The sequence below is a fragment of the Patiriisocius marinus genome (genome assembly GCF_008974325.1).
GTDB lineage: Bacteria > Bacteroidota > Bacteroidia > Flavobacteriales > Flavobacteriaceae > Patiriisocius > Patiriisocius marinus.
Map to the genome: position 1 here is coordinate 1 of NZ_BKCG01000003.1, position 23,046 is coordinate 23,046.

Annotated in this window: 20 protein-coding genes; 2 read left to right on the forward strand and 18 right to left on the reverse strand. The window is 32.6% G+C overall.

Going from position 1 to position 23,046, the window contains the following annotated elements:
* Window positions 1-252: 252 nt before the first annotated feature.
* The 18 genes from GBH57_RS06980 to GBH57_RS07060 form a co-directional block, all read right to left on the reverse strand.
* Entirely contained in the window at window positions 253-543 is a 291-nt protein-coding gene (locus GBH57_RS06980; protein WP_042247315.1) for a helix-turn-helix domain-containing protein, read from the reverse strand.
* The gene (locus tag GBH57_RS06985; protein ID WP_042247318.1) at window positions 533-889 is read right to left on the reverse strand and encodes a type II toxin-antitoxin system RelE/ParE family toxin; all 357 of its coding nucleotides are present in this window, start codon (window positions 887-889) and stop codon (window positions 533-535) included. Before GBH57_RS06985 ends, GBH57_RS06980 begins: the two co-directional genes overlap by 11 nt.
* A 208-nt stretch (window positions 890-1,097) precedes the next feature.
* Complete coding sequence (locus GBH57_RS06990) at window positions 1,098-1,715, reverse strand: hypothetical protein (protein ID WP_151673473.1); 618 nt, start codon at window positions 1,713-1,715, stop codon at window positions 1,098-1,100.
* A 71-nt stretch (window positions 1,716-1,786) separates the two neighbouring features.
* On the reverse strand, window positions 1,787-2,404 hold the full coding sequence (locus GBH57_RS06995) for a hypothetical protein (protein WP_151673475.1): 618 nt from the start codon (window positions 2,402-2,404) through the stop codon (window positions 1,787-1,789).
* A gap of 260 nt (window positions 2,405-2,664) precedes the next feature.
* Window positions 2,665-6,315: a DUF7149 domain-containing protein gene (locus tag GBH57_RS07000; RefSeq protein WP_151673477.1), complete on the reverse strand. Its 3,651-nt coding sequence runs from the start codon at window positions 6,313-6,315 to the stop codon at window positions 2,665-2,667.
* A gap of 309 nt (window positions 6,316-6,624) precedes the next feature.
* On the reverse strand, window positions 6,625-9,249 hold the full coding sequence (locus tag GBH57_RS07005) for a T9SS type A sorting domain-containing protein (protein ID WP_151673479.1): 2,625 nt from the start codon (window positions 9,247-9,249) through the stop codon (window positions 6,625-6,627).
* A gap of 97 nt (window positions 9,250-9,346) precedes the next feature.
* Window positions 9,347-10,114: a YoaK family protein gene (locus GBH57_RS07010; protein WP_151673481.1), complete on the reverse strand. Its 768-nt coding sequence runs from the start codon at window positions 10,112-10,114 to the stop codon at window positions 9,347-9,349.
* Window positions 10,115-10,290: 176 nt separating this feature from the next.
* Window positions 10,291-10,467: a hypothetical protein gene (locus GBH57_RS15990; RefSeq protein WP_161596075.1), complete on the reverse strand. Its 177-nt coding sequence runs from the start codon at window positions 10,465-10,467 to the stop codon at window positions 10,291-10,293.
* Between the two features lie 194 nt (window positions 10,468-10,661).
* Window positions 10,662-11,495, reverse strand: coding sequence for a hypothetical protein (locus GBH57_RS07015; protein ID WP_151673482.1), 834 nt, complete (start codon window positions 11,493-11,495; stop codon window positions 10,662-10,664).
* Between the two features lie 173 nt (window positions 11,496-11,668).
* Window positions 11,669-12,124 (reverse strand): GNAT family N-acetyltransferase, encoded by a 456-nt coding sequence (locus GBH57_RS07020; protein WP_151673484.1) that lies wholly within the window; start codon window positions 12,122-12,124, stop codon window positions 11,669-11,671.
* Window positions 12,125-12,158: 34 nt separating this feature from the next.
* The gene (locus tag GBH57_RS07025) at window positions 12,159-12,731 is read right to left on the reverse strand and encodes a pentapeptide repeat-containing protein (protein ID WP_151673487.1); all 573 of its coding nucleotides are present in this window, start codon (window positions 12,729-12,731) and stop codon (window positions 12,159-12,161) included.
* A gap of 123 nt (window positions 12,732-12,854) precedes the next feature.
* Entirely contained in the window at window positions 12,855-13,661 is an 807-nt protein-coding gene (locus tag GBH57_RS07030) for a hypothetical protein (RefSeq protein WP_151673489.1), read from the reverse strand.
* A 42-nt stretch (window positions 13,662-13,703) separates the two neighbouring features.
* A complete protein-coding gene (locus GBH57_RS07035; protein WP_151673491.1) occupies window positions 13,704-15,404 on the reverse strand; it encodes a sodium:solute symporter family protein in 1,701 nt (566 codons plus the stop codon).
* Window positions 15,405-15,535: 131 nt separating this feature from the next.
* A complete protein-coding gene (locus tag GBH57_RS07040; RefSeq protein WP_151673493.1) occupies window positions 15,536-18,025 on the reverse strand; it encodes a PIG-L family deacetylase in 2,490 nt (829 codons plus the stop codon).
* Between the two features lie 120 nt (window positions 18,026-18,145).
* Window positions 18,146-18,718 (reverse strand): mechanosensitive ion channel family protein, encoded by a 573-nt coding sequence (locus GBH57_RS07045; RefSeq protein WP_151673495.1) that lies wholly within the window; start codon window positions 18,716-18,718, stop codon window positions 18,146-18,148.
* 6 nt (window positions 18,719-18,724) lie between these two features.
* The gene (locus GBH57_RS07050) at window positions 18,725-19,648 is read right to left on the reverse strand and encodes a septum formation inhibitor Maf (protein WP_151673497.1); all 924 of its coding nucleotides are present in this window, start codon (window positions 19,646-19,648) and stop codon (window positions 18,725-18,727) included.
* A gap of 28 nt (window positions 19,649-19,676) precedes the next feature.
* The gene (locus GBH57_RS07055) at window positions 19,677-20,267 is read right to left on the reverse strand and encodes a Maf family nucleotide pyrophosphatase (RefSeq protein ID WP_151673499.1); all 591 of its coding nucleotides are present in this window, start codon (window positions 20,265-20,267) and stop codon (window positions 19,677-19,679) included.
* Window positions 20,268-20,283: 16 nt separating this feature from the next.
* A complete protein-coding gene (locus GBH57_RS07060; protein ID WP_151673501.1) occupies window positions 20,284-21,192 on the reverse strand; it encodes a geranylgeranylglycerol-phosphate geranylgeranyltransferase in 909 nt (302 codons plus the stop codon).
* A 225-nt stretch (window positions 21,193-21,417) separates the two neighbouring features.
* Here GBH57_RS07060 and GBH57_RS07065 point away from each other — a divergent pair, with 225 nt between their 5' ends.
* A complete protein-coding gene (locus GBH57_RS07065) occupies window positions 21,418-21,780 on the forward strand; it encodes a S24 family peptidase (RefSeq protein WP_151673503.1) in 363 nt (120 codons plus the stop codon).
* Window positions 21,777-23,042: a Y-family DNA polymerase gene (locus tag GBH57_RS07070; protein ID WP_151673505.1), complete on the forward strand. Its 1,266-nt coding sequence runs from the start codon at window positions 21,777-21,779 to the stop codon at window positions 23,040-23,042. Before GBH57_RS07065 ends, GBH57_RS07070 begins: the two co-directional genes overlap by 4 nt.
* Window positions 23,043-23,046 lie beyond the last annotated feature (4 nt).

Here is a 23,046-nt window from a genome sequence, read left to right on the forward strand (position 1 = left end):
TTTTCGCGCGATACAAATTCAGCATTTTATTCCATCAAAATTCCGAACTGATTCCTCATAAAATACCTCCGAATTAAATCCGCAGGATTCGATTCGGAGGTATTAATGCTAACGGTTTTGTGTATGATTTCGTTGCGTAGTTTAAGCACTAAAGTTAGCAAATAAATCACGAATAGAAAGTCCGCGAGGACTTTCGTAAGTAGGCTAGAACTAGCAATGAATTATACACGGTGTTGTAAAATCGTACTTTTATCAGACTTCGATTGAAATATTTACTTTTCCACCAAGTCCTTTTTCTACGATGTCAAATAAGGTTTTTAAAGTCAGATTACTGCCATTATTTTCCACACGAGAAATGTAAGTCCGTTTTTTGTCAATCAGTTCGCCAAGTTGTTCTTGAGTCAGATTTTTTTCCTCACGTGCATTTCGTAAAAGCAAACCGATTTTAAACGATTCAAAATCTCTGTCAAGTTCGTCTCTGCGTTCAGTTCCTTTTTTTCCGTAAACTGTGTCTTTTATGTCTTTCCAACTTTTAGTTTCCATTGCCTTTGTTTTTTTCTTCGTAATACTCTTTCATTAATCGGACAGCTTTGTCGATTTCTTTTTTCGGTGTTTTCTGCGTCTTTTTAGTAAATCCGTTCAAGAGTATAACTAATTTACCTTTATCGAAGAAGCAAAAAACTCGCCAGATATTCGAACCTAATTTAATTCGAGCCTCAAATAATCCTTTATGAGTTTTCATTGGTGCCAAATATGTTTTCGGCACGTGCTGATAAGTTTCGATTATTTCAATGACCTTAAAAATTTTGTCCTGAACCTTTTTCGGTTGAGCAAGTAAAAACTCCTCGAAATAATTTTTATATTGTATTACTTGCCTAACTTTTTCCATTCCGACAAAAGTAACTTAAAAGTTACTATTTTCAAAATTTCAGAGTTTGAATTTTAAGTTCCGAGCGTTTTTTGGGTATGTTTTACAACGTGTTTGTATATGGTTTGTTGCGTGGTTCAGCAACTAAGTTAACAAATAAAAACTGAATAGAAAATCCGCGAGGATTTTCGTAAGTAGGCTAGAACCAAGCAATAAATTATATACAGTGTTAGCAGCTGTTTTTTATTTTCGGTTCATAATTATTCGGAACAAAAACATTGTTTTCAGACTTCTCAATTAAAATTTCTAATAATTTTTGAATTTCATCTGTATTGTATTCCGTAGCTTTTATTGAAACTTCACGTTTTGTTTTAAAATCAAGTTTTAAATTTTTACTAAATCGGTCGTATTGAATTTGAGTGAGTTCAGTCAGATTCCTTTTTAAAATCCAGCGTCTATTCAGGATTAATTCATTCTTATTTATAAATATCGTATAAGGTTTTTTCTTTTTGTAAATAAACCACATAATAAATTCCGAAAAAGGAATTGCCCAAAATACAAAAGTCAGATAACTAAGTGTATCACTATTATCGCTTAAAATCAAAATATAAATCGTCCAAAATGTTGCCATTCCAATATCAAAAAGGCTGATTGTCTTTCTTTGACTTTTAATCTTAAAATCAGAATCAAAAGTTTTATTAAAAAGAGAGTATTCCCAGAAAAAAGCTATAATAAAAGTCAAGATGGTAAAAGTAATTTCTATAGCAAGAGAGTATTCAGTTTTCAGAATTGTTCCGAAAACAAATAATCCAATAAGTGACATTAAGATTGCTATAAAGTACTTCATTAGTTTATGGTTGGCTTAAATTGCTGCTAACGGTTTTGTATATGGTTTGTTGCGTGTTTTAAGCACCTAATTTAGCAAATACAAACCAAATAGAAAATCCGCGAGGATTTTCGTAAGTAGGCTAGAACTAGCAATAAATTATATACGGTGTTGTGTGCAGTTTTTATTTTATTTTCAATTTGTTTTAGGACGGAAACAAACTTTTCGAATTGCTCAATGTCCTTAATTCCATATTCAGGCGTTAATATAATTCGGTTAGTTGTTTTAAATCCAGTTTCTATATAAATTCTTTCGTTGATTATTTTTTCGCAAAAATCTTTATCAGATGCGAGTTGTTTTAGCAAGTCTTTATTTCCACCAAACCAAAATTGTTTTAAAATCGGTTTAGGAACAAACGCTCTTCGTTTTGGTAGAATAAAATCCAAAAATTGATTCCACAAGTCTTTAGGGAATATTGTCAGTTCGGTTTCATAAGTTTTGTCTAAATGTAGAGTAATTCGAAACGGTTCAGTCACAGGCATTGCTCCGCCAACTTCATTCAGATTTATACTGATTTTAGTTCCGTCAACTTCTATAATTCCGTTTTTCGGTTGATAAACGTATTTTCCTATTGGACTGTTTACGTTTTTTGCCAAATCCTCTGAATATTTTCCGCTATATTTTTCTGTCAGTTCTTGAATAATATTCATTAGTTCAGAGTTTTCTCAAATTGCACACAACGGTCTTGTATATGAAAAGTAGCGGATTTTAAAGCACTAACTTTTCGGTTTATAACTGACCTTTATTTTATTATTTATCTTTTGTTTAAGCACTAAAACCGCTATTTTTTATATACGTTGTTGTGTTTTCGTACTTTATTTTCCGTTCTGTTTGTAGCGTTGGCAAAGACATACTCTTTTGCAATTTTTGGCGTAGCGTTGGCTTGAGCGAATTGCAAATGTGTATGGCTTTATGCGTTGGCTATTTTATATAAATTGCTTTCAATTATTTCTATTTGTTCTTTCTTTAAATCATAAAGTTCATAAACTAAACTATCTATTTTGTTATTTACTTCTTCATTATATTCTATAGATAACGTGTTAACCGATTTCTCTATTTCTTGAAGTATTGGACTTATGTTTTTTGGAATTGGAAATATTTGTAATTCCTTGACTTTAAATTGTGGGAACAACTTTCTTTGATGTTTTCCAAAAGTAGAAGCGAACCAAAAGGTGATTAACTTTGAATTAAGTATACCGATTAAAGATTTTAATGTTATTGAATGCTCCTCTTTAGATTTAATAATCATATGATTATTATCACATACAGCATCTATATTAATAAGGGTTGAAACGATTGCATAAGGTGGTTTTGAAGGTATTTGCCTTACATAAATTCGTTCACCAGTAAAAAGGTCAGGTGTCCGTCTTCTTGATAAGTTTTTACCATATTTTATATATAATCCTGTCCAATTTAATCCATATCTTGATACATCAGAGCCATCGATATACTTTTTCCAATTATCATCTATTTTGGTGTTAGTATGATAAACCCTTTGGTCTTTCATTTCTTTTGTTTGGGTAGGAATACCTTCACCAACTGTATAAGCTTGAACGCCATTTTTAACAATAAATTCAGTTTCTAATAATTTGGAATTATTATTTATCTGATTTAAAATCAAAGCCAATTCAGGGTTTCTATATAAACCATAATTTATTATTGAACCAGTATCATTTAGATAATTAGTGTTTTCTGTTTCAGAGATAAATTCAAAATCAGTGTTGTTTAACTCATAAGATTTTGTAATTCCTATACCCATTTTTGAAACTAAAAGTATTGATGCATCAACGCTTGCATCCTCAAATGTTTTGTTTTTATCATTTACAATTTTAACATCTGAAAACTCATTAAGTATAAACTCTCTGAATTGAGAATTATATTGAAGCGTTAACCAATTATTTGGAATTATATATGCTATAGTACTATTAGAATTTGAAATTTTACTAGCTAATTCCGAAAATAGGATGTAAGTGTTTAGTTTAAACTGTGTTAATTTATAATTGTCATAGAAGTAATTTTTTTCTTGTTTTGTTATTAATTCACGAGAGAAAATATAAGGCGGATTCCCAATTACCGCATCAAAACCAACAAAGTCTCCATTATCATCTAAAACTTCTGGAAATTCAAAACGCCATTCAAAAGCTTCTTCATAGATTTTGTTATTTTTAATTTCTTCAATAATTGTCTCTAATTTTTTCGAATCTTCCGTGAGTTTTTTAAGTTTTTTATTCCAAGCAGTTTTTTCTCTTTTGGTCAATTCAAACATTTGAGTTTGATTGGTCATTCCAAAAATTTCGCCTTGTATTTTCTTTAATCTTTTAACTTTTGGGTCATTAAGTGATATTTCACTTCTAAAATCGTTCTTAATATCATCTATCAGTTTTTCCATTTCTCGCTTTTGCTCTTTGTTTTGAGCATTGCGATAGGTGTCAACTGCTAGTTTATAACTATCAATAGTCCATTTACTACTTTTTAGTGCTTTTTTAAGGTCAGCATCTAATTCAAAGCGACTAATAAGCGAGTTTCCACATTTTATATTGATGTCAATATTTGGAAGCGTTTCTAATTCGCTTTCATTTTTGTAATAAGCATTTTTAAGTAGTTCAATCCAAAGCCTTAATCGGCAAATTTTTACGGAATTTGGGTTAATATCTACACCAAATAAACAGTTTTCAATTATGGTTTGCTTTTCGTGAAATAATGTTTCTTGTATTCGTTGACTTTCTTTGTTGGTTGGATTGTACTCAAACAATTCTCCATCTTCATCAGTTACAATCAATTCATCATTAACAACTTCAAATTGGTATTCTTTTAACCTTTTTCCATCTCTGTCTTGTAAAATTTTCAAGTCGTTTTTAATAGCAATCATTTCATTAAGTGCAGAAACTAAAAAGTGTCCTGAACCAACTGCTGGGTCGCAAATTTTAAGACTGTTTATAATGTTGTTTGCTTCTTGTCTATCTTCAATTTTATCGTAAAGAGAATCAATGTCTTTACAGTTCCAATCTTTAGTTTCGTTGAATTTTTGGATAACCGCTTTTCTAATGGTTTCACGACACATATACATTGTGATAAAACCTGGTGTGAAAAACGAACCATCCTTGTAACCATTAATTTTTTCGAAAATTAAACCGAGAACAGAAGCGTTAATTAGAGTTTTATTATCCTCTTGAATTTCTTCTTTTCCCTCACTACTAAAATCGTAAGCATTTAGAAATTCAAATAGATATTCAAGAGCATTTAAATTACCTGTTCGTTTTTTTCCACTCTCGTTTTTTAAAACGGTTGAAGAATAAATAGGAATTGTTTTATCGTCACGTAAATTGCTAATGAATAAGGTTCCGTGTTCAATTCCTGTTGGTTCAAAAAGCGAACTATTTAAGTAAGGAACTTTTGCAAAAAGTTCTGTTACATCTTCATTTCTTTCTGATTGTTGTTTGGCTAAAACCTGAAAGAATAGACTGTTTAAATCATCATAGTTTTGAATTTTATCAAAACTTAAAAACTCATAGGATTTGTCTCCTTTATGATAGGTTTTAAGTTGAGCTTCTAAAAGCTTAAGAAACAATATTCTATTAATCCAAGTAATGCTTAATTCAAGTCCAACATTAAATAAACGTTCTTCTTGAGTTGTTCCAAAATGACTTGGATTGTCAAGTCTATTTATTTTATCTAAACTGTCAAGTTGTATTATTGCGTTTTCAAGAAACGAGCCTGTGTTTCTTTCGCCTTTTTTGTTTCGTTCGATTAGTCTTTTGCTTCCATTTTTCGTTTCTGAAAGTCCAATAATATGTAATAATTCTCCATAAAATCTTTTGTCAAGACTGTTGCTGTCATTGGCAAAAGGTAGTTTTAGTAAATGCTCTGGTGAGAGTAATTTATATAGCGAAATAAGTTTGTTATCGTCTTTTGGATTGTTATTGCGAAGAGGTTTTTCGTATTCTCGTATATCGAAAAATGTGAATTCAATATCGTTTTTTAATCCATTAACAAAAGGCTCTGCAATTTCCTTGTAGAAAAAATCAGTTGTTTTCCCTGCTAATCTTCCATTTTCAAAATCGTTGAATTGTTTAACCAATCCTTTATTTTGAGCAAACTGCTTTTCAAATACGTTGGAATCAAAAATGAACCATTCGTTAATGTTTGTAGCGACTAAATATTTTATTTCGAGGTTTTTTTGAGTAATTCGCTCTCTTAAGTAGTAGAGAACCAATTCTTGAAATGCTTTGACATTGATTTTTTCTTTTGTCAGCATTTCTGCTTTGTTGGTTGGCTTTTTTGCCTCAATGATTACTCCAACTGTACTTTTTGCTTTATTTCCGTTATGAATTACAAGGTCATTCCTGCCTTTTGTGTTTATGAAATGGTTGTTCTTGTAATAAGTGTCTTTTAGAAAGTCAGAAACTAGGTTCTTGTGAAATTCTTCTGATTCAGTATCATTGGTTCGGTCGAGCAGTTCAATCAAATTCGTCTTGAAACTTTCAATTTCCGTTCTGTTCGGTTTTATTTTTAAAAAGGCTTTGTTTATTGCCTTTCGTGGTTTCAAGATTTTTATTTCCATATAATGTATTTTCTCTGTCAGTTTTTAAATTTAATTCTTTCTTCTCAATATCATTCGAGCGTTGGCAAAAAACAGCTCTTTTGGTTTTTCAGCGTTGGCTTTTGTGTCGGCAAAAACCAAATGTGCTGTTTGTGCGGCTGGCTTTTTTCGGTATGAAACACAACTCGTTATATGATGACATTTGTCATGGTTATCCCGTAAATTAAACAGGATAACAATGGAAAGTCGTCATGGTTATCCTGTAAATGTACATGGTATTTTTATAAAGTTATTTACGGGAATCCGTAATCTTTAAAATTTCGGCTAAAATTATTCTTTAATAAATTTTAACGTGTGTTTTAAATTTTCGCCTTGTATTTCAATAAAATAAATCCCGGTTGATAGTGTAGTTAGGTCTACTTGATATTGCGTAGTAGTGGTCGTTAAGTGCTCGGTTTTAAGCAATCGCCCATTTAGATCGTACATTAGTATTTCAGAAAAAGGAATTTGACTTTTAATATTTAAAATGTTGCTTGAAGGATTTGGATAGATTGAAACACTATCTAAAGGAGCTTCAGAAACAGAAAAAATAACGTCTTCTTCAACCACTGTTGTCTCATTATTCGTGATGATTGGAAAATTATAATCAAAGTAGATTTCCGCTTGGTTGCTAAAGGTATCGCCCAATACTAATGTTGGGATTGTTTTAATTTTAAATACCACAAAGCCGTCGTTAGTCGCATCGTCAAAAGGCAACTCAATGTTTTCAAAAATGAATTCTACTTCATTTCCATTTAGCACTCTTGTAGTAAAATTGTGGCTTGCGTATATTGGGACAAAGGTGCTAACATCTAAGGTTGTAGTATCAAGTATATCCTTCACCACAATATTTGTAGCATTTGCAGTTCCGTTATTTTCAAAACGAATTATATAATGTACATATTCACCCACTTGTTCTGGTGTAATGCTTTTTCCTTGTAAACATTTTTTAACATTAGGGTCAAAGGAGTTTACAACTGTTTGATCTAGCTCAAATACATTGGTTTCTGGAGTTTCATCTGTATTTACAGGATTAATAGTTGCCGTGTATCTAAGCTCATCGTCACCATTAAGTGGAAAGTCTGGGTCAGTTGGTGTGTTTAATAGCATGGTAACAGCTATTTCACGCGTTTCAAAAGGAAGTAGGTTCGTATATTCCCAGGTAATATTCCCTTCAATTTGAGTCGTTATAGCAGGCACAGCCATTTCAAATTCCATTACTGTATCATCAAAAGCAATATCGATTACACCAGATAGGACTGTTGTTCCTGTATTCTTATAAATAAGCTTGTAGTTGGCCTCAAAACCAGGTTGCGCATCATTTAAAGGCACTAGTATGATTTCGGCATCATTGTATGCCATACTTGGAGTCACACAATAATCCTGAACAAACGGACTTGCATCTGTAGGGAAATCTAAGGTAATAGTTGAAGGGCTAACCGTCCATAAGTCTAAATTAGTAAGATGGGTGTTTAATTCAAAAGTACCTTCTGGCAAGGTATAGGAGTAATTGTTATTATTTGTAGCGTAAAAGGTTTCGGTATCGGTACCATCACTCACTTGAAACTGTAAATCGAATATAGGACCATTTGAAACGGTACATCCAGCTCCTAAATCTATAAGTACATCTCCAGTTATTTCGAAATATTCTCCACCTAATCCAAATGAGCAATACGAATTTATAACTGCTGGCTGGCTGCTATTACTATAGCCATTTTCAACAATGCTTAACTCATCTGTATCAATACAGATATACTCAATAGCGGTGTCACTACTGCTATTAAATTGTTGTAATATATCGCCATTTTTTAAAAGCAGCTGCGTAAAATTACAACTAGATAATGTAATGCGTTCTGTTCTAAGTGTTGTCAAATCAATAGGTAGGGTAGTTGTTATATTCTGAAATGTTAAAAACCGAATACCCGCTACGTTAGTTAAACTAATGTTAGATACAGCACCTTCAATAATATCTAAAGAGGAATTAAGCGAACTATCTATATAGCCGAAATTGCAATTATCTATAATTATAGCTTCTTGAAGAAAGTACAGGTCTAAACTCCCAATAGTTGTCGAATTATTAGTTATTGAAACTGAATTTGCACCACGAATGGAAACATCTTTCAAATTTTGATTGTTGAAAGTGATGTCTAAGTTTGATATGGTATTCTGAGTATCATCTAGATCAAAGTCTACAATTTCTAATAACGGTGAAGCATCACTACCAATTAGTGTTGTTGTATTTTCTGAATAGTTAAAATTAAACTCTTCTAAAACGGTGTTGTTTGAAATATCTAAAGTGGTCCCAATAAAATCTGCAATAGTAGCATATTTTAAGGCTGGCATTCCGGCTAAGTTTAATGTAGAAAAAGTACCATCTAGGATTCTTAATTCTTCAAGATTGTTATGTACGCCAAAAATTAGATTATCAGTTAAATGCGTACTCTGTACTCTTACGTATTCTAGGCTTGGTAAGTTTGTTAAATCGAAAACAGGATTGTTGAAACCTACATTTTGAAGATAAAAATCGGTCAATAAGGGATTGTCAAAAACAAAACTATCAATAGCAGTAGATAATTTAAGTGTTTGCAGCGATGTCCATACACTAGTATCTAAATGAGTGATATCAATAGTAGAAATATCAAGGTATTCTAAGTTTATGAAATTTTCAAAACCGCCTATATCTTCAATATCGTGTGCTAAGGTATTAAATTTAAAACGTATCACTTGCTGTGCTTCGGTAAACTGAATTTCTCCATCGTTGTTGAAATCTGCTGTTGCATTAAACGTACCGTCACCATTAGTATCTACGCAAAGGTTGTTGGTTAGAAAGGAGAGTAAATCTGGATCATCAAATTGGATATTTTGACTAAAACCAAATACCGAAACAAATAGTAAACAAAAGGTAATTTTATACATCCAGATATGTTTTATTTATGAATTCACGAATATGAAAAATAAGTAAAACAAATAAGACTAAAATACTAATGAGCATTTTTTTAAAAGCGGGGAGTAGCTAGGCGTTTTTTGTGTGTGTATTTGCCGGTATTTTTTTTCGTTGCTGGTATTTTCGTCTGGTTTTTATGATACGGTATCTTAAATCATCATAAATTAAACTAATGAGTAAAATCACTGCGCCAAAAATAAGCGTGTTTAGTTTTAAGTCAAGTTTTGAATAAAGAAAACCTCCAAATAATCCACCTGCAAAAAAGAATAAAATAATATAAATACGGAGTTTGATATTGGCTTTCAGCTTATGTCTAACGGAATAATATTTCGGAAAAAACAGTTGCGAAATGTCAATACCTAAGTCAGTGAAAAGTCCTGTTAAATGGGTAGTTCTCACCACTGCATTAGAAATTTTAGTTACAAACGAGTTCTGAAGTCCCATCGCAAAAAGCAACAAACATACTAATAGATCTGAAAAACTCATTTCAACAAAATTGCTTAATACACCAATAGATATTAAAATGAGCGATTCGATTAAAGTAGGAAGTAAATAAACGTTTAGCTTTTTATTTTCCTTGTACTGTTCAATGAGAAAACTAGATACAAATGAGCCTGTTAAAAATGAAAAAATATAGAGGAAATAAATGGTTCCTTTCCAAAATTCAAAATCGGCTACGTCATTAATAAATAGCGCAAAGTGACCCGTAACATTGGTTGTTAATTGTTTAAAGGAAAGGAATCCCGTAACATTTACAATACCAGCAACAAAGGATAAAATAGTTGCAATACGAAGATTATGTTTTAAAGTTCTGCTTTTGCCTTGGTGTCTAAACATGCAATTTCCATTTAGTTATTTACTATTCATACAGCTGTTGAGTATGTGGAATGAAGCAGGTTTAAGTGCGAGGAATTTCCGAAGGAAAATTAGACGTTGTAAACATAAAACAAGCTACATTTTAAGTTTTGAAACGTAGCTGTTTTATACCCTGATGTCATTTCTTTTTTTACTTGTTATTCAGTTTTTTGGTTTGTATTCTTCTTGCTAAAAGGAATCCATTTCAATATTAATCCTAATCCAACGGCGCATAAAATACCTGATATGGTGTGCATAATAGTATTGTCAAGTAAAGAATAGCCTATGAGACTAAAGGCAATAATAGCAACTCCTTTTATTTGTGATTGATCCATAACCTTAAATTTGTTCAGAGATTGAACAGATTAAAAAACAATTGCGAAAAGATGTTAAATCTATTCTGCTTCTTGTTTTATTTTTTTTTTATAAAATTATAGATTTTTTCCATAATTGTAACAGATAACTTTCAGTAATTAATTTATAAGAAATTTTAAGCAAAGTTGAGTAAATGCTATCTATTAAAGGTAGTTTATAGATATACTATTAATGGTAATTCAGGTCTTAAATCAATTGTTTTATCTTGAATATTATTATCAAAATACAACTCCATTAAATGTTCCTTCCCGTTTTGAATACTTATATTTTCAATACCGTTAATTGCAGTAATAGTTTCCGTTTGTGTGTTTGTGCCTGTAGTTGTGATACTGATTTTAGTCACTTTTTCAGCCTCGTTTGGGTGTTTATAAAATGATCTCGCAAATGCGTATTCGTCAGGTATGTTTTTTAAATCGGATATTGTTTCGAATTTAGTGGCTTCAATTTCTGGATAGACCACAAAAATAGAAGGCTCTTTGAGGTTTATTTTAGAATTTTTAGCCGAATAGATACTTTCGTTTTCTTCCATCCATTCTTGATGATAGCGTATTTTTTCAAAAGGAATTTTTTCGATGTTATATTCTTTTACTTGCAAAGCAATACTAAATGGGGAAGCGCCATTTGTTTCAAAATTTACACGTTCCTTAAAATCTAATGCTGTATTAAGCGCATTATTCGCGTCAAACTCATTTTGATGATACACAAATATTAATTCGAGATACCCATTTAAGAAGTAAAAATATTTTCCCGTAGTCCCTTGTCCGGTATGTATTAGCGATAGAGAATCTGGAACTGCATAAAACCCAATATCTGTTAAACGCTCTTTTGCTTTTGTTGGATTTTTAACCCAAATATTAAAATGATCAACAATTAAATCTGAAGATACTATTTCAGATTTTTCATTCACTTTTTCAACGTCCTTAACATCCTTACAAGCGGTAAAGCTTATAATTAAAATTAGGAAACTTATGAATTGGTTAATGGTCATTTAATTGAGTGCAATAAACGGTTAGGTAACGTAGAACCAAATTTGTTTAAATCTAAATGAAGTAATAATTAATTACTTCAGATTTTTTTCAGACCTATTTTATTATAAATCTATAGAAGCAAATATTCCAATTAATAGTCTAGTGGTAGCGCATTGTTTTAATGATATTACGCTTAATTAGTGAATCTTCGTTCAAATTTTATTTTTCTAATGCCGTGGTCAGTATCCCATTGTTTTACTTCTTTAAATCCAAATTTTTTATACAATTGAGTCGCTGGTCCATTTTCTAATCCTGTTTCAACTATAAAAAGTTTTGAATCGAAAGTTTCAAAAACAAACTCCATCATTTTTTTTGCAATTCCTTGTCTAAAAAAACGTGGATCTACCACTAAGCTATTAATGTGTGTAAATTCGTTATTAGTAGTTATTTCAATTACTGCAGCAAGTTCCTTCTCTTTTAAATATCCAAAAAATGCTGTTTCACTAATCACAAAATTTTCAATGGTTCTTTTTAGAGGAGGGAAATCTACAGCGTTTAAAAGTTCGGCTTCTATTTTATATGACAACTGAAAAACAGCGCGTATTTTTTCAGCTATTTCTATATCCTTGTTTTGGAGTCTTTCTATCATTTTATAGCGTTTCTTACAAGTATAACCTTTCTTATTATTCGATAAGGAGATGGTATTTTTTTAAAAGTCCACTTATTGATTCTTGGGAAAATTTAGCTCCTTTTATTTGATTGTTTTCAGGATCAATGGTAAAGTTATGGGAAGTTCTAAAATCAGTTTTTTTTAGATTGGTATTGTTGAATGTAGCATTTTGTAAATCACAATTTTGAAAAATAGCGGAGCTTAAATCACATCCACTAAAATCAACTTCTTGTAATTTAGCATTTTTAAACAACGTTTTTACAAGCTTCAATTTGTAGAAAGACGAATGGTTAAGTTGACAATGATCAATTTTAATAGAAAAGCCAAAGTCGCTACATTTTTCAAAATTTAACCCTAGCATTTTACAATCTTTAAATACTACATTTTGAAAGCCAGTTTGATACATGTTAGCTGTACTTAAATTACAGTCATGAAATTCACAATCTATAAATCTAATGCTAGACAGGTTTGTATTTGTGAAATTACAATTTGAGAATGTACACGATTCGTAGTCTGCTTTTTCAAGTCCTTTTTCCGAAAAATCTTTTCTTTCGAATAGTTCATCTTCTATAAACTGTTGTTCCATGTACTATTGATGTTTCTTTAATACGTTATAATAACGATGCTGGTTTTAATTAATTACAGGTTTACATTTCTAAAGGAATAAATAGACTAGAGTAAGGTTTATGTTTGAAAAATATCAACGATATTATGGAATTATATATTCAAAAGTAAAGTACCTATTTTCCTCAAAGATATTTTTTATAATACAACTGTTACCCTCAAATTCAGGGGTGTAATTTTTAATATATGAGTTTCTAGTAAGTGTTAGAGGGGTGCTTGAAGAATATTTTAGTTTTAGAATTAAAATTATGTCTTTTAAATCGGATAAAATTGTACTTCCAATAGGATCATTATCTTCCCCATTAACGTAATTTGAATAGGTGTATGTGGAGTTGCTAAAGGTGTTAGAAACTATTTGATTTTGTTCGTTTCTTGTATAAAATTCTTCATTGTACATTGGAGGATTTATAGAGTAATAATATCTAGTATTATCAACATATCCATCTGTATGAAATATTTCAATTTTATTATCGCTCAAACTTGAATTAAGCGTGAAAGAGGTATCAGTTATTACAATATCATCATACTCAATAACCGTATTAAAAGTACTATCATATTCATTCATACTTTTAAATACAATTTTTGAAACAGCTTCTCCTTCATAGACAATATTATATTGAAAAGAAGTTATTGTGGTATAATCTGCTGAAAAAATTTCATTTATTCTATAGTTGCTATCGTAAAAAACTTCGTGTATGGCTGTAGGAGCCTCATATTCAAATAATCTGCTTTTTTTGTACAATTTATCGCAAGGATATATTAGTTCTTGTTCTTGTTCTTGTTCCTGCTCTTGTTCTTGTTCTTCGTTTTCGTCAGCTACATTATCATCAGTATTACAAGAGACAATACTTGTGAAAAATAGTAGCAATAGTATAAAAGTGCTCTTTTTCATTTTTTTTTCATTTAAAGATGCTAAAAAACCTGGTGTTTACTATTATTCAGTAATAACAATAGGTTTATCTCCATCCTTTGGTAATACCACTTGTAGTACTACTGCAATACCCATAACAATAGCACAACCTACAAGGTTAAGCCATAGATAAGGCATTAGATCTATCCACCAGAAATATAGGATGATTGCTTGTGTAATTAATGCAGCGATAAATACTGCACGACTTCCTACAAATTTTATAAAAAATGCCAAAAGGAAAATACCAAGCACATTTCCGTAGAAAATAGATCCTATAATATTTACTAACTCAATTAAATTTTCAAATAAATTAGCAACCGAGGCAACACAAATAGCTATAATTCCCCATAGTAATGTAAACCATTTAGAGGCGTGTACATAATGCTTTTCACCTTTTCCTTGATTGTTACGTTTGTACAAATCGATGGTAGTGGTAGAGCCTAATGCATTTAATTCAGATGCTGTTGAGGACATTGCAGCACTTAAAATAACTGCTAGTAACAGTCCAATCATTCCTGTAGGGAGATTGTTTAAAATAAAGTGGATAAACACATAATCCTTATCGTTTGTTTCGGCTTTTGGGTTTGCTTTTTTTATTGTTGCTCTCGCTCTATCTCTTAAGGCTTCTTGGTTTTTATTAAGACTTGCAATTTCAGATAAAAGTTGGGCTTTTTCTGTTGGTATTTCGGCTCTGCTATACGTAATTTGTTTTTTCTTAATAGCAGCTTCTAATGTAATTTGCTCACCTTCTAGGGCTGCATATTCTGCAGCAAATGGAGATTCTCTTACGTCTTCAACAGCACTTGGATTAAAGTGAATAGGGGAGCTGTTAAACTGGTAAAAAACAAATACCATAACACCCACTAATAATATAAAAAACTGCATTGGTACTTTTAATAGACCATTAAAGATCATTCCCATTTGCATTTCCTTCATAGAGCGTCCACTTAAATAACGCTGCACTTGGCTTTGATCTGTCCCAAAGTACGATAGTGCTAAAAAAGTACCACCTATTAATCCACTCCAGAAAGTATATTTATTATTAAAATCGAAAGAAAAATCTAATACATCTAGTTTTCCACTAGCACCTGCAATTTCTAATGCTTTGGTAAAGTTTACATCTAGCGGTAAGTAATTCAGAATAATTAAAAATGCGAGAAACATTCCTAAAAATATAATTCCCATTTGCTGTTTTTGAGTCACACTCACAGCTTTGGTACCACCACTAACGGTGTAGATAATTACTAAAACACCTATCCCAATATTTAAATATACTAAGTTCCATCCCAATACTGCCGAAAGGATAATGGCTGGTGCAAAAATGGTAATTCCTGCTGCAAGACCCCGTTGTATTAAAAATAGAATAGCTGTTAAGGTTCTGGTTTTTAAATCGAACCTAGTTTCTAAATATTCGTAGGCCGTAAAAACTTTGAGTCGGTGATAAATAGGGATAAACACAAGGCAGATAACCACCATCGCAATAGGCAGACCAAAATAAAACTGAACAAAGCCCATACCACTATGGAAGGCTTGTCCTGGTGTAGAGAGAAAGGTAATGGCACTTGCTTGTGTTGCCATAACACTAAGCCCAATTGTCCACCAGCGAGAATCGCTACCACCTTTTAAATAATCTGTTACATCTTTGTTTGAGCGTGCTTTATAAGTACCATAAAGAACAATAAAAACGAGGGTCCCGATAAGGATATACCAATCTAGATTCTGCATTTAGGCGAAATGATTCATTAATAAATAAAAGAGGTAAATGTAGAAGGCGTTCATTAACAGAACGAATGTAAATTTCTTTTTCCACACCACTTTATGCTTCACTATTTCTATTGGGTCTTCTTGTGATTTCATTACTTGCCTATGGAGATTAAATTAGCAAAAAGTCTATAAGCTCCAGGAACGCCTGCAGGCAATTCTCTAAAAAAGCTTAAACCTGTATAAATATAGTGTCCTTCGCCGTATTTAGCAACTAAAAGCGACCCTTTACTTGTTGAAGCTCCTTTATCTTTCATTCCTAAAATAGGTGTAAATGCTTTGTCCCACTCATTAGGGAAGTATAAACCACGTTCCTGCACCCAATTTTCAAAATCTGAACTTTCTATTTTATTCGGAAAGTTTAATACGGGATGTTTTGGTTCTAAAATGGTCACTTTGGCAAACTCGTCTGTTACACGATCTCTCGAAAGTGAAAGTGGATACGGAGCGATATCCTTTGTAACAAGGCGATGCGAGGTGTTATATTGTACTAGAACGGTACCACCATTTTTAACGTAATTGTTAAGTGCAGTTTGTGCAAATTCTAATTGGGGCACAGTATTATATGCTCTAATACCAATAACTACGGCATCAAAATCACGAAGGCTTTCTTCTGAAATTTTATCGGGTGCAACAGTAGTCACGGTATAACCTATTTGTTCTAAACTTTCAGGAATAGCATCACCAGCACCATTAATGTATCCAATGTTTTCCCCTTTCTTTTTAATATCTAATCGAGCCACTTTAGCTTCTGAAGGTAGTAAAACCGATTGATATGGAATATGATCATAATCGATGGTTACTAACTCTTTATCAAAATAACGATCTCCTAATTGCACTAAAGGTTTTATATATCCTTCACTTTGATTGTTTGAAGGTGTTAATTTAAAAACTAGCGTAGCGGTTTCATTTGTTCTTGCAAGATTGAAGGTTTGTGTTGCAGGGTTTGCAGACCATCCTTTAGGTACGTTTAATTGTACTGAACCGCTTATATTATCACGGCCAGCTCTAACTGTTACAGGAATATCCTGCGTAGCGCCATCTGCAAAAATGATTACTTTTTCAGCAATGCTAGCGGTAACTTCTGGCAATACTTGAAGTGGCCTATATACTTCGCCATCAACAGGGTCATTAAATTTATAGACAATGTTTTTAGAGATAGGCAATGTAGCACGACCTATTTGTAAATGAAATATTACTTGCTCAGGAGCAGGTGTTTCAGGAAGACCAATTAAGTGTTTTGGTGCATTGTACATTCCTAATGTTCCTTTTTTATTTAACCAATAAGGTCCAGAAGGGGCTTCGTTTTTAGAAATAATACTTGCTTCAAATTTTGCTCCTTCATTTGTTGCTAATGTTTTTAATGATACATCTAAAGGGGTACCATCTACTGTTGTTACCTTTTGTAATACAACACTATTAAGACTTCTGTTAATTGCTTCAAAACTCACTTTAAACATTCCCTTAGGATTGATCGTTTCTGTTTCAGAAACGGCTTCTAAATAGATACCGCCGCAGTCTAATATCAATTGAGCAAGTTGTTCGCTTTTAATGTTTTTCCAGTGTGTATCTTCAGTTTGCTGTAATAACTCGTAGGCACGTAATAATTGTGGTACCATTGCAGCAGGATCTTTAAAATTGAAATTTTCGGCTAAAGGATAAAGTATTTTTCCAATTGCTTCACCACCTTTCATACGTGACCAAGTAGTATTGATACCATCAAAAGGATTTGTAGTATCTGTTGGGAAATCACCTTTTAAAAATTCTAAATATTCTGTTTCACCACCTCGAGATCCTGTACTACCAAAACCTTGACTCTTATGCATACTTCTACTTAGCGAAGCAATCTCTCCGTTAGATAAGCCTAAAGCAGGGTAGTAGTTACCAGTTTCAACTGAAAGTAGCTTAGATTTGTCTGCGTTTTCAAATTTTTCACGGCTACCATAAAACCACCAAGAGGTGTTGAATAATAAACGTTTAGGTTGCCAAATTCCAAACTCGTTAGCAGTTTCGACATATTTTGAAGCATCGCCTACAAGATCAAAAGCTTCAAAACTCAACATTGCTGAAGAGGTATGATGCCCGTGTGTGGTTCCTGGACTGCGATGATCAAAGCGGTTAATTATTACATCTGGTTTAAATTTACGAATGGCTCTAACGACGTCGCTTAATACTTCGTCTTTATTCCAGATGGCAAGTGTTTCGTCTGGGTGTTTAGAATAACCAAAATCATTTGCACGTGTGAATAATTGTTGTCCACCGTCTGTACGGCGAGCAGCCAATAACTCTTGTGTACGAATAACGCCTAAAAGTTCGCGAATTTCTGGGCCAATTAAGTTTTGACCTCCATCACCACGCGTTAACGATAAATAAGCCGTGCGTGCGTGTACATCGTTAGCGAGGTAACTAATTAAGCGTGTGTTTTCGTCATCAGGATGCGCAGCAACATAAAGTGCGCTCCCTAAAAAATTAAGGTCTTGAAGGTTGTGATAAATTTGTGAGGCTGTTGGCTTTTGTGGTTGTTGCGCTTGTACCGTAGGAAGCGCAAAGAGAATCGAATAAACGACCAAAAAAGGAATTCGCATAGTTGATGTAGTATCTAAGTGGTTATACCCTCAAAGATAGCAGAAATGGCACATTGCGACAGAACGTTAAGATTTGTTTAACAAGTGGGAAGAATAAACATTTTTAGAAATTAACGAAAACTAATCTGTATGATCTTTATTAGCGTCGTGTTCTTCTTTTTGTAGCTCTTCTTGTTTATGTAGATAGGCATCAATTTCTTCAGGTTTTACAACAGTAACTCCTTTTTGAAGCATTAAACTATTAGGGTAAGTCATTAAATCTCCCGTAATACTTCTAATCATTACGTGAAATGTTTTAATGTCCTCAATAGTACCTTCAAAGTTATTCTCCTTATCGTGGATAATGATAAAGTCGCCTATTTTATACGGAAATATGAAAAAGATAATAACGCCGCTTGTAATATTACTTAGGATAGACCATTGTGCAAAAAAGCCAACACCTATTACTGCAAATACTGAAGACATAACAAGTCCTAAGTCGCCAATACCAACTCCCCAAATAAGAAATAATGATACAAGTGTCAGAAATACAACCCCAAAATTAATGTGCTTAATTATGAGGTTAGTTCGTTGTTCTAGTCGTTCAATTTTTTGAGCAAAGCGTTTGGTCGTTTTAAGTAATGACCACCTTAATAATAAAAGAACAGCTATTGCAATAACTGATTTTAATATTTGATATTCATAATATTCCATGAGGCATTATTTTAAACCAAGCGAATCTCTCAATACAATGTCTTTAGTAGCCTTTTTAGACCAATAAGCAGATTGTATTCTGTTGATTATAGTAGCGGTAGTGGTTTCACCGTTAGCGTGAGTTTCTACCCAATTTGAAATTTCGTGTGGAAATTTAGTATTAAAGGTAATAGCAATACTACGTTTTAATTGAGGGTATACTAAAGTGTAGGTACTAATTAAACTATCACTTTTAAGAGAACCTTCAGCAGGGTATGCTTTAATTTCTTTGTGAGCAAGTCTAAAGTTTTCGAACGATGGAATAATATCAAATGTTCCTTCTGGTAATTCAGATGGGTTTAATCTAATTAGGTTCCATATTTCATCTTCAAGTACTGTTTTGTCAAGGTTGATTTTTTGATCACCTTCACTTTGAAAATACGAGTTTGTTTGTATTTCAAATTGCTCTTGGTTATTTAATTGCATATAGGTTTGTCCACACCATTCCTGAACTGAATTTACTAATTTTAATGAATGGCGCGTATCGCTTACGGGATTAAAAACGCTGGTCATTATACTGTAAGGATAGATACCTGTGTTAAACTTTTTAGTAGTATTCAGTTTTAACATAGGGATGTCGCCGTCTTTTTGTCTATCAGATTTTACTTGTTGTTGTGCATCAAAGTCTTCGGTAACAAAAATGGTAACAGCGCTTCCTTCACGTTGTTCTCCATAACGAGATTGCGATAGATTGTAGCTTGTAATCTCGGCTGTTCCTACGTACCAATAATTTCCAAAATTTGCTGGTAAATTTCTACTTTCGGCTGTTTTCTGTGACGTTGAAACTTCCGTAGTTGAATTTAAAGCAAGTTGGTTTTTTGACTTTTCAGTATTACAACTTAGCAATACTAGTGTAAGGCAAGTGATTGCTATAAAACGAGATAAAAGCATAATTTAAATTTTAAGCAAAATTAGATGTTTAAACTTGGCTAGCCAATGTCATTAACGTTTTGTAAACAAGTCTTGTAGGTAACCCCATTACATTAAAAAAGCAACCGTCTATTTTTTCGATTCCTACATAACCTAACCAATCTTGAATACCGTAGCTTCCTGCTTTGTCAAAAGGTTTGCAGGTTTTAATATAGTAATCTACTTGTTCTGGTGTAATTTTTCCAAAATACACGTCTGTTTTGTCGTGTACCGTTTTCTGAAAGTTTTTAGAAGTAAAAGTTACACTAGTATATACTTGGTGTTTGTCTCCGCTTAATCCTAAAAGCATCTGTTTCGCATCTACCGCATCTTTGGGTTTCCCAATAGCGGTGTCATTATGCCATACAATTGTGTCACTTGTTATTACAATATCGTTTTCATTTAAACCTGTAAAAACCGAAGCTTTTAATTCAGCTAAAAAATTGGTTATTTCTGCACGTTTTAAGGTTGGCGAAAATACTTCTTCCACTTCACGAACATCAATTGTAAAATCGATGTCAAGTTCTTTGAAAAAATGCTGTCTTCTAGGTGATCCAGAAGCAAGGATGATATTATAGTTTTTTAGTTGTTCTCTTAACATAGCGTGATTGAGTGTTTTATAGAAATGGTAAAAATAGCAAAGTGCAAATCCCTGTGCCCATAACTACTTTTAATAGTATTGAAATATGTTTATAATTCTGTGGCATTTCAGCATTAAAAATTTTAACGAGAATATATAGTAAAGGACCAATAACGGCACCTAAAAAATAGCGCATTAAGTATTTATAGCTAAACATAAATGTGTAGAGATAATATACCGACGCTACTATTAATACAAGGGTTATGGCAAATGCAATGTAGGTACTGCGTTTTTTTCCTAGTACAACAGGAATGGTATTTCGACCTGCATTTTTATCGCCATTAGTATCTTGAATGTCTTTAATGAGTTCTCTAATTAAGTTAATTCCAAAAGCAAAAATGGCAACATGTAATATGGTTTTACTTGCTTTTAATGTAGGTGCTAAAATGTTGTTTTCAATGGTAGGGAAAATATCAAAAAGCACGAGCAGTAAAGGTGTAAAAGCTACTAAACTTGCGATCACTACGTTACCAATTAAAAAGATGTTTTTAAATGTGGTTGCGTAGCCATAGAGTAGTGCTGCAACAATTATAAAAACAGCTGCAATGGCTTTGTGGCCTATCATGTTGCTTAAAATAAGTCCCATTAAGACACCAATACTCGTAAAAGCTATATAGAGGTAGTCTGCATTTTTTTCTGAAATATGCCTGCCTACAAGTAGCTTTTTTGGTTTATTAATTCGGTCAGTTTCTGTGTCGTGAATATCATTGATAATATTTCCACCTGCAGCAATAAAAGTTGTAGCGCACACAAGTAGTAAAAACTCAAATGTCCCCAATGCAGTTGCAACTCCTAAGCGTTCAAAAAAACCGTATTTAATTATACACATAACCGCTGCTATGATTAAGAGATTAAGTGGACGGAGTATGTTGAAGTAATGTTTCAAGAGTGCGTTTTGAAAAGGGGATTAACTTACAGTGCTTTTATTTAGGTTTCAAAAATAGGCATCAATTTTCGTTAAATAGATTTTTCATTGAAAAACACATGGTTTCTTTCTATTTGTAAACAGGTCCTTGCATTGTTGAGTGATGTTTAGTTGATTTCATATTTTTTGTTAATAACCATTTTAGGAATTAATCCAAAAGTATGGAATATTTCCTAATTTTGTAGAATGAAGTTAACAACAATTGGAAAATTAGCTAGAAAAGAACACAGGCATAAACCCGGTATTGCAGAGCAGACAGGGTTTCCGAGTCCTGCCACGCATTATTTAGAACCTACTATCGATTTACATCAAGAATTAATTACCAATGCAGATGCTACTTTTTTTGTTAGAATGGAATCTACGGAATATAAGCACTTAAAAATCCATAACGATGCTGTATTGATTATCGACCGTTCTACGCCAGCATTAAAAGGCAAACTAGCACTTGTTGTAATTGAAGGTGATTTTTCAGTTATTAGAATTTCGGAAGGAAATCCCACATTTACTTTATGGGGAGTTATCACGTATATAATTAATAAAGCAGTATGATAGCACTAGTAGATTGCAATAGTTTTTACGCGTCCTGCGAACAAGTTTTTAGGCCAGATTTGTGGGGTAAACCTGTGGTAGTATTAAGTAATAATGACGGTTGTGTTATTGCCGCAAATAGAGAAGCAAAGGCGCTAACGCAAATACCTATGTTTGAACCTATTTTTAAAATTAAAAATCTTTTAAAAGCAAATAATGTAACGCTCTTTTCGTCTAATTATACTTTATACGGAGAGCTGTCAATACGTGTTATGAATACCCTTAGAGACTTTTCACCACGAGTAGAAATATATAGCATTGATGAGAGTTTTATAGATTTAGATGGTTTTATAAATACAGATTTAAAGGACTATGGAAATAAGATAAAAGAAACTATATTCAGAAATACAGGAATCCCCACGGGCGTAGGGATTGCACCTACAAAAGTACTAGCTAAGTTGGCTAATAAAATAGCCAAAAAAGGACCAGAGCACGATCACGTTTTTGTAATTGACACCGATATTAAACGCATTGATGTTTTAAAAAACACCGAAATTAAAAGTATTTGGGGGATAGGAAGACAGCACGCCATTAAGTTGCAGAATGTAGGTATTTATACAGCATATCAATTTACAGAAATGCCATTGCCTTGGGTACGTAAAGAACTAACGGTTGTAGGCGAGCGCTTGTGGCGAGAACTTCGCGGTGAAGCTTGTCTAAATATGATTGAAATACCTAAACCTAAAAAAGGGATAGGTACTGCTAAGTCTTTTGGGCATAAATTAGAAAGCTTGTCACTAATACAAGAGGCTTGTGCATATTATATTAGTGAAGTTTCTGAAGTATTGCGAGCTCAAAAAACGTGCGCAATGTATTTACACGTTTTTTTACATACCAACTCGTTTAGTACTAGTGATAAGCAATACCGAAATAAGCGAACGGTAACACTTGCTATTCCAACTAACAATACGTTCACTCTTATTACTGAAGCTAATAAAATTTTGAGAGAAATTTATAAGCCTGGCTATCGTTATAAAAAAGTAGGAGTAAACCTTACAGGAATTATTCCCGAAGCTTATGTACAAGGAAACCTATTTGAATCGCCTAAAACAGATCAATACAAAGAGTTAATGCAGCTTGTAGATTCGCTTAATAGTAAATACGGAAAAGGTAAAGTTTCCTCAGGGTCAACAGGCACTAGAATGAAACAATGGGAGCTAGTTAAAGCTGATAGAAGCCCAAGATTTACTACCCAATGGGCAGAATTGCTAACAGTTAAGTAGCTAC

Excerpts from the sequence above, each read along its gene's own strand:
- GBH57_RS06980 (WP_042247315.1), bottom strand. The coding sequence starts at position 543 with ATGGAAACTAAAAGTTGGAAAGACATAAAAGACACAGTTTACGGAAAA.
- GBH57_RS06985 (WP_042247318.1), bottom strand. The coding sequence starts at position 889 with ATGGAAAAAGTTAGGCAAGTAATACAATATAAAAATTATTTCGAGGAG.
- GBH57_RS06990 (WP_151673473.1), bottom strand. The coding sequence starts at position 1,715 with ATGAAGTACTTTATAGCAATCTTAATGTCACTTATTGGATTATTTGTT.
- GBH57_RS06995 (WP_151673475.1), bottom strand. The coding sequence starts at position 2,404 with ATGAATATTATTCAAGAACTGACAGAAAAATATAGCGGAAAATATTCA.
- GBH57_RS07000 (WP_151673477.1), bottom strand. The coding sequence starts at position 6,315 with ATGGAAATAAAAATCTTGAAACCACGAAAGGCAATAAACAAAGCCTTT.
- GBH57_RS07005 (WP_151673479.1), bottom strand. The coding sequence starts at position 9,249 with ATGTATAAAATTACCTTTTGTTTACTATTTGTTTCGGTATTTGGTTTT.
- GBH57_RS07010 (WP_151673481.1), bottom strand. The coding sequence starts at position 10,114 with ATGTTTAGACACCAAGGCAAAAGCAGAACTTTAAAACATAATCTTCGT.
- GBH57_RS15990 (WP_161596075.1), bottom strand. The coding sequence starts at position 10,467 with ATGGATCAATCACAAATAAAAGGAGTTGCTATTATTGCCTTTAGTCTC.
- GBH57_RS07015 (WP_151673482.1), bottom strand. The coding sequence starts at position 11,495 with ATGACCATTAACCAATTCATAAGTTTCCTAATTTTAATTATAAGCTTT.
- GBH57_RS07020 (WP_151673484.1), bottom strand. The coding sequence starts at position 12,124 with ATGATAGAAAGACTCCAAAACAAGGATATAGAAATAGCTGAAAAAATA.
- GBH57_RS07025 (WP_151673487.1), bottom strand. The coding sequence starts at position 12,731 with ATGGAACAACAGTTTATAGAAGATGAACTATTCGAAAGAAAAGATTTT.
- GBH57_RS07030 (WP_151673489.1), bottom strand. The coding sequence starts at position 13,661 with ATGAAAAAGAGCACTTTTATACTATTGCTACTATTTTTCACAAGTATT.
- GBH57_RS07035 (WP_151673491.1), bottom strand. The coding sequence starts at position 15,404 with ATGCAGAATCTAGATTGGTATATCCTTATCGGGACCCTCGTTTTTATT.
- GBH57_RS07040 (WP_151673493.1), bottom strand. The coding sequence starts at position 18,025 with ATGCGAATTCCTTTTTTGGTCGTTTATTCGATTCTCTTTGCGCTTCCT.
- GBH57_RS07045 (WP_151673495.1), bottom strand. The coding sequence starts at position 18,718 with ATGGAATATTATGAATATCAAATATTAAAATCAGTTATTGCAATAGCT.
- GBH57_RS07050 (WP_151673497.1), bottom strand. The coding sequence starts at position 19,648 with ATGCTTTTATCTCGTTTTATAGCAATCACTTGCCTTACACTAGTATTG.
- GBH57_RS07055 (WP_151673499.1), bottom strand. The coding sequence starts at position 20,267 with ATGTTAAGAGAACAACTAAAAAACTATAATATCATCCTTGCTTCTGGA.
- GBH57_RS07065 (WP_151673503.1), top strand. The coding sequence starts at position 21,418 with ATGAAGTTAACAACAATTGGAAAATTAGCTAGAAAAGAACACAGGCAT.
- GBH57_RS07070 (WP_151673505.1), top strand. The coding sequence starts at position 21,777 with ATGATAGCACTAGTAGATTGCAATAGTTTTTACGCGTCCTGCGAACAA.